The sequence below is a fragment of the Streptomyces inhibens genome, from assembly GCF_003389455.1.
Classification (GTDB): Bacteria; Actinomycetota; Actinomycetes; order Streptomycetales; family Streptomycetaceae; genus Streptomyces; species Streptomyces inhibens.
Map to the genome: position 1 here is coordinate 69368 of NZ_QUAC01000039.1, position 11354 is coordinate 80721.

An 11354-nucleotide genomic window follows, 5' to 3' on the forward strand; every position below is an offset into this window, starting at 1 on the left:
ACACCCAGCCGCTGCCGGCAGGCGCGGCCGACTCTCACGGATGTCGGCTGCGCCTGCCGGTCCCGGCCTTCGGACCGTTGTTACGGCGCCATCTCGTACGCCCCGGCCAGTGCCTCGACGCGCTCCCAGACACGCTGGGAGCGGGCGTCGTCGACGACCGGGCGCCGGACCGCGTCCAGCGCCCAGCGCTGCTGTTCCGCGGTGGCGGAGTCCTTGCCGTGCAGCTCGACGGCGTGCGCGGAGAAGTCGCGGACGAGGACGGCGAACAGTTCGTCCAGCACGTCCTCCTCCAGGCCGGTCAGGCGCGCCTGCTCCAGGATCAGCTGGCCGTGCACGACCAGCGCGAACAGCTGGCCGACGGCGAGCAGAAGGTCGAGGTCACGGCTCTGCTCCTCGCCGGGGGCGGCGGTGGTGACGAACTCGCACAGGGCGTTTGCCTGCTCGCGGAAGCGGCCGACGTTGGGCACCTCGGCATAGGCGTCGTAGGCGATGCGCCAGTCGTGGAAGCGTACGGAGCCCAGACCGCGGGCCGGTCCCTGCCGGAAGAGGAACGCATCGTCGGCCGCGTCGAGGCGGGTCGGCACGGGCGCGTACTCGGCCGGGTCCAGCAGGTGGTTGCGCATGAACTTGAGGATCAGCGCGAGGTTGACGTGGACCGTGCCCTCCAGCTTCGGCAGCCCGCGGATCTCGGATGCGGCCTGGGCGAAGTAGGTGTCCTTCTCGAAGCCCTTGGCCGCGATGACGTCCCACATCAGGTCGATGACCTTCTCGCCCTCGGTGGTCACCTTCATCTTCGTCATCGGGTTGAAGAGGAGGTAGCGGCGGTCGTCGGGGCCGGCGGAGCGGAAGTAGTCGACGGCGCGGTCGCTGAACAGCTTCATCCCGACGAGGCGGGCATATGCATCGGTCAGCTCGCGGCGCACGTGCGGGAAGGCGGTGACGGGACGGCCGTAGAGGATGCGGGTGTGCGCGTGGGTGACGGCCTCGTACATCGCGTGCTCGCAGATGCCGATCGAGGCGGTGCAGAGGTTGAACTTGCCGACGTTGACGGTGTTGAGGGCGGCGTCGAAGGCGGCGCGGCCGGTGTGCAGTACGTCGTCGGGGCCGACCGGGTAGTTGTCGAGTCGGAACTCGCTGACGTACTTCGAGGAGTCGACGACGTTCTTCACGAGGTGGTACGCCGGGTGGCGGCTGTCGGCGGCGAAGAAGACATAGCCGTCCGGGCCCTCGATGTCGGTGCGGCGGCCGAAGACGGAGACGAGCCCGGCGGCGTTGCCGTTGCCGATGTAGTACTTGGAGCCGCTGGCCCGGAAGCCGCCGGCACCGTCGACGTCCGGCTCCAGCAGCATATCGGTGGAGTAGATGTCGGCGCCGTGGGCCTTCTCGGACAGGCCGAAGGCGAGCACCTCACCCTGGGAGAGGAGTTCGGCCGCGCGGGTGCGAGCGGCGGCGTTGTCGCTCTGCCAGACCGGGCCGAGGCCGAGGATGGTGACCTGCCATGCGTACCAGTAGTCGAGCCCGTAGAAGCCGAAGATCTCGTTGAGGGCGGCTATCCGGGCGGTGTCCCAGCGCTTGTCCTGCTGCCCGTCGGCGGCGGAGGCGGGCGTGAGGAAGGTCGCGAACAGCCCTTCCTTGGCGGAGAACGCGAGGAAGTCCGCCAGCCAGGCGCGGGAGCGGTAGTCCTCGATCAGCTTGCGCTTACCGCGGTCCTCGAACCAGTCGACGGTGGCGCGCAGCAGCCTGCGGGTCTCGGGGTCGAAGTGCGCCGGGTCGTAGGTGCGCGGGTTGAACAGCAGCGGGTCGGCCATGGAGGTTCGCCTTTCCGGCTTGGAGGTTGAGGGTTGGTGGGCGGAAAGCTTCAGATGCGTGACGGTGAACGGCGGGGTCCGGCCGGGCGGGTGGCGCGTCGACGCCGCGTCAGCGCTCGGGACCGAGCCGGCGGAGGGTGTCGAGTACATCGTCGAGCCAGGCGAGCGTCATCCGCTCGTACGCGATGCCGCCGCGCAGCACCACATGCTGGAGCTGCTGCCCGGCGTCGGGCGTCGCGGGGGCCTTTGGCCCGGTGAAGTCGCGCCGCTCCCCCGCGAGATAGTGCGCGAGCCGGTCGGTGTGCGCCTGGTGGTGCCGCTCGACCTCGCGGATCAGCGCGGCGGGATCGTCGAAGGCCGCGCCGCGGATCTTCACGGCGAGCTCGTGCCGGACGCTCTCGGGTTCGATCGGCTCATGGAGCCACTGGGAGAGGACGTCCCGGCCGAGGGCGGCGACGGAGTACTCCTTCTTGTCCGGCCGGGCCTGCTGCGGCACCTCGCGGACGTCGATCCAGCCGTCGCTCTCCATGCGCTTGAGGACGCGGTAGATCTGCTGATGGGTGGCGGTCCAGAAGTACCCGATGGACCGCTCGAACCGCCGGGACAGCTCATAGCCGGAGCCCGGCTTCTCCAGCAGAGAGACGAGGATCGCGTGTTCGAGCGCCATGCCCCGATCTTTCTATGCAACTCGTTGCATAGACAAGTGGCACCGCCACGGTGAGACACGGCTCACCCGGCCGACCCACACGTGGCGATGCGTCGGCGCGGCTACTCGAACCGCGAGGCGTCGCCCGCCCCTCGGCGTACGATCTCGACCTCACCGCCGGAGAAGTCGATGACGGTGGTCGGCTCGGTGCCGCAGTCGCCCGAGTCGACGACGGCGTCCACCACATGGTCGAGCCGTTCCTTGATCTCCCAGCCCTGAGTCATCGGCTCCTCCTCGTCGGGCAGGAGCAGGGTGCTGGAGAGCAGCGGCTCGCCGAGCTCGGCGACCAGGGCCTGGGCGACGACATGGTCGGGGATCCGGACTCCGACCGTCTTCTTCTTCGGGTGCAGCAGCTGGCGCGGGACCTCCCTCGTCGCGGGGAGGATAAAGGTGTAACTGCCGGGCGTCGCCGCCTTGATCGCGCGGAACACGTCGTTGTCGATCTGCACGAACTGCCCCAGTTGTGCGAAGTTCTGGCACACGAGGGTGAAGTGGTGACGGTCGTCGAGGTTCCGGATCGACCGGATCCGATCGATCCCGTCGCGGCTGCCCAGCTGGCACCCCAATGCGAAGCAGGAGTCCGTCGGGTACGCGACGAGCGCGCCGGAGCGGATACTGTCGGCCACCGTGCTGATGGTGCGCCGCTGAGGATTCTCGGGGTGTACGTCAAAATACTTCGCCATCCGCCGAGCGTACGTGATCAGGACCCCCGCGCCCCGGCCCGCGGACGCTGCCGCCGCGCCGGGCCCGCCCCCGCGCCCTCATCAAGCAAACCTTTGAGCACCCATAAGCGTCACTTATGAGGTCATAGATCCGAGCCAGGTACCTGACCAGGCAATTCGTTGCGAGGCTGGCGACCGAGACAGCCGTCGCCGTTCGAAGGGAACCAGTCATGCCCCGCCCCCTGCGGGTAGCCATCGTCGGAGCCGGACCCGCCGGGATCTACGCCGCCGACGCGCTGCTGAAGTCCGAGGCCGCTGCCGAGCCGGGGGTGTCCATCGACATCTTCGAGCGGCTGCCCGCCCCGTTCGGGCTGATCCGGTACGGCGTCGCCCCCGACCACCCGCGCATCAAGGGCATCGTCACGGCGCTGCACCAGGTGCTCGACAAGCCGCAGATCCGCCTGTTCGGAAACGTCGACTACCCGAACGACATCGGCCTCGACGATCTGCGCGCGTTCTACGACGCGGTGATCTTCTCCACCGGCGCGAACGCCGACCGCGCGCTCGGCATACCCGGCATCGACCTCGACGGCTCGTACGGTGCGGCGGACTTCGTGTCCTGGTACGACGGGCATCCGGACGTCGCCCGCACCTGGCCGCTGGAGGCCGAGAAGGTGGCCGTACTCGGCGTCGGCAATGTGGCGCTCGACGTGGCCCGGATACTCGCCAAGACCGCGGACGAGCTGCTGCCGACGGAGATACCGCCGAACGTCTACGACGGACTCGCCGCGAACAAGGCCGTCGAGGTGCACGTCTTCGGACGGCGCGGGCCCGCACAGGCCAAGTTCAGCCCCATGGAGCTGCGCGAGCTCGACCACTCCCCCACCATCGAGGTCATCGTCTACCCCGAGGACATCGACTACGACGAGGGCTCGATCGCCACCCGGCGCGCCAACAAGCAGGCCGACATGGTCGCCAAGACGCTGGAGAACTGGGCGATCAGGGACATCGGCGGCCGGCCGCACAAGCTGTTCCTGCACTTCTTCGAGTCCCCCGTCGAGGTCGTCGGCGAGGACGGCAAGGTCGTGGGGGTGCGCACCGAGCGTACGCAGCTCGACGGCACCGGCAATGTGACCGGCACCGGCGAGATGCACACCTGGGACGTACAGGCGGTGTACCGGGCGGTCGGCTATCTGTCCGAGGAACTGCCCAAGCTCCCCTTCGACTTCGGCACCGGCACCGTGCCGCACGAGGGCGGCCGGGTCATCGAGGGCGGAGAGCATCTGCGGTCGACGTATGTCACCGGCTGGATCAAGCGTGGCCCGGTCGGCCTCATCGGCCACACCAAGGGCGATGCCAACGAGACGGTGGCCCATCTCCTGGACGACCACAGCAACGGCCGGCTGCACACGCCCGCCGCGCCCGGCCCCGAGGCGGTCGTCGCGTTCCTCGACAGCGGGAATGTGCGCTATACGACCTGGGAGGGCTGGCACCACCTGGACGAGGCGGAGCGCGCGCTCGGCGCTGCGGAGGGCCGGGAGCGCGTGAAGATCGTCGACCGCGAGGGGATGCTGCGCGCGAGCGAGGCGTAACAGGTTGGGTCGGCGCCGCGTCGGGACGCGCCATCGGATGCAACCACCTCGCAACGTTGCCGGGAGTTAACTGGGTCCACCGGCACTGTGGCGGTTCGGCGACCGTGATCCGGGACGGTTCCGGGCCGGCTCGCCGTCGCCCCGGGCAACTGGACATATGTGGGCCGGGCAAGGGAGGAACGACAGGTGTACCGAGATGAGACCGAGAACCTGCTGGTCAGCCGCTCCGCGAAGAAGCTGGGCCACTTCTGATGGGCGGCGACGGACGGGGCGCGACCGCTCAGGACGCCACGGATCCGGAGGGCGCCTCGCGTATCGCGCTCACCGCGGCGGCGACCGAACTGCTGCGCCTGCTGCGTGATCAGCATGGTCCGCTGATGTTCCACCAGTCCGGCGGCTGCTGCGACGGCAGCGCCCCCATGTGCTACCCGGCCGGGGAATTCCGTACGGGATCGTCGGATGTGCTGCTGGCCCGGCTGGCCGTGGAGGGCGTGCCGGAGCCGGTGGGGTTCTGGATGTCGGCGGACCAGTTCGCACGCTGGCGGCATACGCATCTGACGGTGGACGTCGTACCGGGGCGCGGCAGCGGCTTCTCCCTGGAGGCGCCGGAGGGGGTCCGCTTTCTGATCCGCTCGCGGTTGTTCACCGACGAGGAGCGGGTCCGGCTCGGGGACTGAGCGGCGGCCCCTGCGCAGCAGTGAGGCCCCACGCACGGGGGAGAGCGTGGGGCCTCACTTATAAGAACGGGCGGACGGTGGCGCGGGTTCCCCCGTCCTGAAGATTCCGCACAAAAATCTTGTGCGGCCTGTGAGCGGTGCCTGCGGGCCTCGCCCACCCGGCTTTCCGGGCCCGCCGGCTGTCAGGCTTCGTCCCGCACCAACCGCTCCAGCATCTCCTGGAAGTCCCCGTCCACCACGACCCGCAGCCCGTCGCCGTCGCGCTCGCTCAGCGGGGTCATCACGCCCCGGCGCCACCAGAACACATTGGGGCTGATGGCGCCCGCGGCATCCTCGTGGCCGGCCGCCGCGAACTGGGCCATGGCCTGCAACGCCGGGATGACCTGGGCATCGTGGATCCGGTGGAACGCCAGCTGATGCCGGAAGGGCATGGCGACCAGCGCACCGTCCGAGGTGAGCTCGGTCCCCATGATCCGCTGCACCAGCTCGTCCAGCACCAGCACCCGGCTCGCGGTGAAGAAGGAGTCGCCGAGCAGCACCTCGAACGCCGAACCGTCGCCGCGGCGCACCGTCTCATGCCCTTCGACGGGCAGTGCGCGCAGATTGTTCATCGCCCGGATCCGCAGCTCGGCCACGTTCCCGAGGTCGGTCAGGGAGTCCTCGCTCAGCATCTGCACCGCCTCGGGCAGATCGAGCGCGAGCACCTCCCGCAGACCGGGCGCCGGCTCGTGGCCGTAGCGGAAGGAGTCCGAGGCGGGCAGCGTCTCCTGGGCGACGACGCGGGGGTAGAGGCAGGCCCGGATCTCGTCCTCGCTGAGGATGTCGAGCGGCTGCGGGCCGTCCATCGTGCGCAGCACCTTGCCGACGTGATCCCTGATCAGCCCGGGCCAGCTGCGTTCGCCGCGCCGGTCGCGGTGGCACACCGCGGCGAGGTTGCCGAGGCCGAACTGACGGCCCGCGGAGTCGGTGACCACCCCCGCGTACGCGGTGACCTCCAGGCCCTGTTCCGCGAAGGCCTGCCGGACCTGTGATCTGAAGACGCCGCCTTCCCGCTCGGAGAAGAAGCTGAACTCCCCATCGCGTGCCAGGTCGCGGGAATCCCGCTTCGGTCCTCGGCGGAACAGGCCCATCTCTTCCTCCTGGCAGCGGCCACGAACAACGGCCATGAATGGGCCGATCGTAACGGGTGCGCCCGCCGACCTCGCCGCTCTGCTGCCGTGACCGGCCCAGGGCGGCGAGGTGGTGGGGACGGGAGGGACGAGGCGGAACGGATGGGGTGGGGCGGGTCAGGACCGACCCTGGCCGCCGATGGTGACGTCGATGCAGGCGTAGAAGGCATTGGCGGTATCGGCGACGTTCCAGACCGCGAGGATCTTCTGCCTGCCGGTGATGCCGCCGAAGTTGACGGTGTGGGTGACGGTCTCGGGCGGGCGTGCACCGCCGTCGTTGAACTCGGCGACCTTCTTTCCGCCGATGAAGTACTGCCAGGTACTGGTGGCGTGACGCGCCGTCAGCTTCCAGCTGAAGGCCTGGGAGCTGCCGATCGGGGTGACCCGCCACCCCTTGGAGTCGTCGTCGAGGTCGGCGAACTGGCTGTTGCCGCCGCTACAGCTGGTCAGCCCCTTGGGGCCTTCGACACTCTGCGGCTCCCACTTGATCGGACCGCACTCGATGGTGCCGGCGGCACACTGCGCCTGCCTGCTGGGCGGCGAGGACACATAGCCGTGTGCGCCGGCCGGACCGACCGGCATGGTGACGACGAGCAGCGGGGCGATTCCCGCACCGATGGCGAGGGCCAGCCTTCTCTTCCTGTCCATGTCAACCCTTTCGCGAGGGGGGAGGCCGCCACGCGAGAACAGGGGACCCGACGCCGCCGCGGCGTCGAAAGTCCGCCCCGGCAGGCCTCGTTGAGTGGGGGGTGGATGACGCGAGGGTGTATGCCAATTGGTCTAGACTTTACTCGCTGACCGCGTACGGTCAAGGGGCGCGACGGCTTCCTGGCCCACCCCACGAGGCGGTGGGGTGAAGTGGTGGGCCGGACACCGCACCCTCAAGGCTCCCTGGGCAGCGGCTTCCTGAGGATCCGGGCGAAGCGGCGACGGACGGCGATCAGGCGGCGATCAGGCGTCGCTGGAGGCGCGTATCACGAGCTCGGGGGCGAGGCGGACCGTGCGGCGTGGTCCCCGCACTCCCCCGGCCGGCCGTCGGGCCAGCAACCGGGCGGCCTCGGCGGCGAGTTCGCCGACGGGCTGGCGGACGGTGGTCAGTGCGGGATCGGCGAGACCGGCGAGCGGGATGTCGTCGAAGCCGGTGACGGCGACCTCGCCCGGTACGTCCGCGCCCAGCTGCCGCAGCCGCTGCAGCGCACCGGCCGCGATCAGGTCATTGGCGCAGATCACGGCGTCCGGCCTCGACGGCCAGAGGAGGTCCACGGCGGCCCGCCCCCACTCCACCGAGAAGTCACCGAGTTCGATGCGTCCGGGGGCCGCCGGGTCCAGCGCCGCGGCTCCCGCCTCGTACGCGGCGCGCCGCTCGACCGCCGCGGAGGCGGTCCCGGCCGCTCCGATGAAGCAGGGGCGACGGCGGCCCGTGGCGGCCAGATGGTCAAGGACGAGGGCCATACCGGCCGCATTGTCGACGGCGACGGAGTCGGCCACGCCGGGGCCGCAGCCGCGGTCGAGCAGCACCAGCGGCACCTGGGCGGCCGCGCTCGCCACCGCCTCCCGGCTGCGCCGCTCATCGACCGGTATCAGCAGCAGGGCGTCGACCTGCCGCCCCAGGAACGCGCCGATCCGGGCCGCCTCGATGACCGGGTCGTCGTCACAGTCGGCGAGGAGGACCGCCCGCCCCTCGGCGTGCAGGGCGTGCTCCAGCTCCCGCACCAGGGAGGGGAAGAAAGGGTTGGTGATCTGCGGCAGGACGAGTCCGACGGTGCCGGTGGAGCGGCTGCGCAGGGCGCGGGCCACATGGTTGGGCCGGTAGCCCAGCCGCTCGGCCGCCGCGCGTACGGTGCGCGCGGTCTCGGCGCCGACCGGGCGGGTGCCGGCCAGCACACGGGAGACCGTGGCAATGGAGCAGCCCGACGCCAGCGCGACCTCTCTCAACGTGACTTCGGCCACCGTCTCCCGGTTCCCTTCGCTCGGCACGCCCGAACCGGAGGGAGCATACGCCCCGTTTCCCACGCGGCAAACGTTGTCCCGTCACAGCCGGATTGCCGGGCCGTCATCCGTACCCATCGTCCCGATAACGCCGGAAAGAGCAGCGATTGAACCATTGACAACCGGCAGGTCCATGGGTCAAGTTTCCGGAGAACGTTTTCCCATGCTGCTCGCTCGCCGCTGACTCCCCGCCCGGGCTCGCCATGGGTGACCGCCGGGCGCGGCTGTGCGCCGGAGCCCATGTCGGCCCGCACACACCACCACTTTCACCACCGCTTCACCGAGCAGCAGAGCGAAGGGGCTCTTCCGTTGGCCAGAAAGATCATCCTCGACTGCGACCCGGGGCACGACGATGCGATCGCCATGCTCCTGGCGCACGGCAATCCCGACGTCGAGCTGGTCGCCGTCACGACCGTGGTCGGGAACCAGACGCTGGAGAAGGTGACCCGTAACGCCCTGTCTGTGGCGCGCATCGCCGGGATCACCGGCGTGCCCTTCGCCGCCGGCTGCCCGCGTCCGCTGGTGCGGGCCATCGAGACGGCACCGGACATCCACGGCGAGACCGGGCTGGACGGCCCCGACCTGCCCGAGCCGACCATCGAGCTGGACCGCCGGCACGCCGTCGACCTGATCATCGACACGGTCATGTCGCACGAGCCCGGCGAGATCACCATCGTCCCGACGGCCGGGCTGACCAACATCGCGCTGGCCGCGCGCAAGGAGCCGCGCATCGTCGAGCGGGTGCGCGAGGTCGTCCTGATGGGCGGCGGCTTCCACGAGGGCAACTGGAGCGCGGTCGCCGAGTTCAACATCATCATCGACCCCGAGGCCGCGCACATCGTCTTCAACGAGAAGTGGCCGGTCACCATGGTCGGTCTGGACCTCACGCACCAGGCGCTCGCGACGCCCGCGGTCGAGGAGAAGATCGCCGCGGTCGGCACCAAGCCCGCGACATTCGTCCTGGAGCTGCTGGACTTCTTCCGCGAGGCCTACCGGGAGAACCAGGGCTTCGAGCACCCGCCGGTGCACGACCCCTGCGCGGTCGCCTATGTCATCGACCCGGACGTGATGACCGTTCGCAAGGCCCCCGTGGACATCGAGCTGCGCGGCGCGCTGACGCTCGGGATGACCGTGACGGACTTCCGTGCGCCCGCTCCGGCCGACTGCACCACCCAGGTCGCGGTCACCCTCGACCACGAGCGGTTCTGGAACCTCGTCGTGGACGCGCTCGAACGGATCGGCGACATCGAGGCATGAACATCTCCACCACACAGCGCCCCGTCGAGGTGACGGACGGCGGCGGGTCCGGCGTCCGGATAGGCGTGCTGGTCGCCGCTCTGCTCGCGGCGTGCTTCGCCTTCCAGCTCAACGCCAGCATGCTCAGCCCCGCGCTGAAGAACATCGAGGACACCCTCGGCGCCAGCTCCGCCGAGATAGGCCTGACCCAGACCGCGTTCTTCACCTCGGCGGCCCTGTTCTCGCTCTTCCTCCCACGGCTGGGCGATGTCATCGGCCGCCGCCGGGTGCTGGCCGGCATGCTCGGCCTGATGGTCGTCGGGTGTGTGATCGCCGCGCTGGCGACCAGCGTGCCGATGCTGTTCGCCGGCCGGATCATCCAGGGTGTGTGCGGTCCGGTCGTCCCGCTGTGCCTGATCATGCTGCGGGTGGAAGTACAGGAGCCGAAGCGGTACGGCACCCTGCTCGGCGTGATCACCGCCGTCAACGGCGGTATCGCCGGTGTCGACTCTCTCGCGGGCGGCTACCTCGCCGACAACCACGGCTTCGGATCGGTCTTCTGGGCGATGGCGGTCGTCGCGGCCCTTGCCGCCGTCCTGGTCGCCACCCTGACCCCCGAGTCCAAGGCGGCCGCGGCGAGCCGTATGGACTGGCCGGGCGTCGCCCTGCTCGTCGTCTCGGTCGGCTCGCTGCTGACCGCGCTCAACGAGGCGGGCAAGCTCGCCGCCGCCGACCGGCCGCTGATCGCCGTCCTCGTGGTGCTGGCCGCGGCCGCCTTCGCGCTCTTCTGGCGCACCGAGAACCGCAGCGCGCACCCGCTGGTCGCGACGCGGCACCTCAAACAGCGCGCGACCTGGGCCACCCTGCTGACCACCGTGCTCACCATGACCGGTGTGTTCGCCGTCATGAACGGGCTGATCCCGGCCTTCGCCCAGGACGCCCAGGCCGGTCTCGGCATGAGCGCCGAGCAGTCCGCGTGGTGGACGCTGTCCCCGTACGCGCTCGCCGGACTCGCGATGGGCCCGCTGGCCGGCCGTCTCGCCGCCACCTTCGGGTACGGGCGCATCCTGCGGTTCGGTCTGGTCGGCTCGGTGGCGACGGTCGCCCTGATGCTGTTCACGATGGGCAGCCACTCGCACGTTCTGCTGCTGGTGACCTCGATCCTGGTGGGTATCGCCTACGCGGGTGTGGCGAACATCGTCCTCAACGGGCTCGGCATCGTCCTCTCCCCCGGCGACAACCCGGGCTTCCTGCCGGGCCTGAACGCGGGCGCGTTCAATCTCGGTGCGGGCCTGAGCTTCGCGCTGCTCTACGCGGTCAAGACCGCCGCCTCGCCGGCCGACCCGGCGTCTGCCGGTGGCTACACCGCCGGCATGATCGCGGGCGTGGTCATCCTGGCCGCGGCCATCGCGACGTCCTTCCTGATACCGAAGCCGGTGGCGGCCGAAGCACAGAGCTGAGGCACCCGCCGCGCGCAACAGGGGCCGCCCGCCGACCGGATCCGCCGGTCGGCGG

At 70.1% G+C, this 11354-nt stretch carries 10 protein-coding genes; 4 read left to right on the forward strand and 6 right to left on the reverse strand.

Features of this window, described 5'->3' with window-relative positions; translation table 11 throughout:
- Positions 1-80: 80 nt before the first annotated feature.
- The 3 genes from DY245_RS06145 to DY245_RS06155 all read right to left on the reverse strand — a co-directional run bounded on the left by DY245_RS06145 (position 81) and on the right by DY245_RS06155 (position 3197).
- Positions 81-1808, reverse strand: coding sequence for an acyl-CoA dehydrogenase family protein (locus tag DY245_RS06145; RefSeq protein ID WP_128504341.1), 1728 nt, complete (start codon positions 1806-1808; stop codon positions 81-83).
- 109 nt (positions 1809-1917) lie between these two features.
- Positions 1918-2475 carry a PadR family transcriptional regulator gene (locus DY245_RS06150; RefSeq protein ID WP_128504343.1) on the reverse strand — a complete coding sequence of 186 codons (558 nt, stop codon included), beginning with the start codon at positions 2473-2475 and terminating at the stop codon, positions 1918-1920.
- A gap of 101 nt (positions 2476-2576) precedes the next feature.
- Entirely contained in the window at positions 2577-3197 is a 621-nt protein-coding gene (locus tag DY245_RS06155) for an L-threonylcarbamoyladenylate synthase (RefSeq protein ID WP_128504345.1), read from the reverse strand.
- Positions 3198-3406: 209 nt separating this feature from the next.
- Between DY245_RS06155 and DY245_RS06160 the strand changes: the two genes are divergently transcribed.
- Together DY245_RS06160 and DY245_RS06165 are read left to right on the forward strand one after the other, a co-directional pair.
- Positions 3407-4768, forward strand: coding sequence for an FAD-dependent oxidoreductase (locus DY245_RS06160; protein ID WP_128504347.1), 1362 nt, complete (start codon positions 3407-3409; stop codon positions 4766-4768).
- A gap of 251 nt (positions 4769-5019) precedes the next feature.
- Complete coding sequence (locus DY245_RS06165; RefSeq protein ID WP_128504349.1) at positions 5020-5445, forward strand: DUF779 domain-containing protein; 426 nt, start codon at positions 5020-5022, stop codon at positions 5443-5445.
- A 182-nt stretch (positions 5446-5627) separates the two neighbouring features.
- On the opposite strand, the gene DY245_RS06170 is transcribed toward DY245_RS06165, so the two are convergent.
- The 3 genes from DY245_RS06170 to DY245_RS06180 all read right to left on the reverse strand — a co-directional run bounded on the left by DY245_RS06170 (position 5628) and on the right by DY245_RS06180 (position 8591).
- Complete coding sequence (locus DY245_RS06170; protein WP_128504374.1) at positions 5628-6575, reverse strand: DUF1444 domain-containing protein; 948 nt, start codon at positions 6573-6575, stop codon at positions 5628-5630.
- 156 nt (positions 6576-6731) lie between these two features.
- Positions 6732-7262 (reverse strand): lytic polysaccharide monooxygenase auxiliary activity family 9 protein, encoded by a 531-nt coding sequence (locus DY245_RS06175; RefSeq protein WP_128504351.1) that lies wholly within the window; start codon positions 7260-7262, stop codon positions 6732-6734.
- Between the two features lie 303 nt (positions 7263-7565).
- A complete protein-coding gene (locus DY245_RS06180) occupies positions 7566-8591 on the reverse strand; it encodes a LacI family DNA-binding transcriptional regulator (protein ID WP_244942854.1) in 1026 nt (341 codons plus the stop codon).
- A gap of 321 nt (positions 8592-8912) precedes the next feature.
- On the opposite strand from DY245_RS06180, the gene uriH reads away from it, so the two are divergent.
- Both uriH and uriT read left to right on the forward strand, forming a co-directional pair.
- Complete coding sequence (gene uriH, locus DY245_RS06185) at positions 8913-9860, forward strand: uridine-preferring nucleoside hydrolase UriH (RefSeq protein ID WP_128504378.1); 948 nt, start codon at positions 8913-8915, stop codon at positions 9858-9860.
- Positions 9857-11299, forward strand: a complete 1443-nt coding sequence (uriT, locus tag DY245_RS06190) for a uridine transporter UriT (RefSeq protein ID WP_128504353.1) — start codon at positions 9857-9859, stop codon at positions 11297-11299. The genes uriH and uriT overlap by 4 nt, the downstream gene beginning before the upstream one ends.
- The last annotated feature ends 55 nt before the right edge of the window (positions 11300-11354 follow it).

Bases quoted from the DNA above. Each gene is read 5' to 3' on its own strand.
- DY245_RS06150 (WP_128504343.1), bottom strand. From the start codon at position 2,475: ATGGCGCTCGAACACGCGATCCTCGTCTCTCTGCTGGAGAAGCCGGGC.
- DY245_RS06175 (WP_128504351.1), bottom strand. From the start codon at position 7,262: ATGGACAGGAAGAGAAGGCTGGCCCTCGCCATCGGTGCGGGAATCGCC.
- DY245_RS06160 (WP_128504347.1), top strand. From the start codon at position 3,407: ATGCCCCGCCCCCTGCGGGTAGCCATCGTCGGAGCCGGACCCGCCGGG.
- DY245_RS06170 (WP_128504374.1), bottom strand. From the start codon at position 6,575: ATGGGCCTGTTCCGCCGAGGACCGAAGCGGGATTCCCGCGACCTGGCA.
- uriT (WP_128504353.1), top strand. From the start codon at position 9,857: ATGAACATCTCCACCACACAGCGCCCCGTCGAGGTGACGGACGGCGGC.
- DY245_RS06165 (WP_128504349.1), top strand. From the start codon at position 5,020: ATGGGCGGCGACGGACGGGGCGCGACCGCTCAGGACGCCACGGATCCG.
- DY245_RS06145 (WP_128504341.1), bottom strand. From the start codon at position 1,808: ATGGCCGACCCGCTGCTGTTCAACCCGCGCACCTACGACCCGGCGCAC.
- DY245_RS06155 (WP_128504345.1), bottom strand. From the start codon at position 3,197: ATGGCGAAGTATTTTGACGTACACCCCGAGAATCCTCAGCGGCGCACC.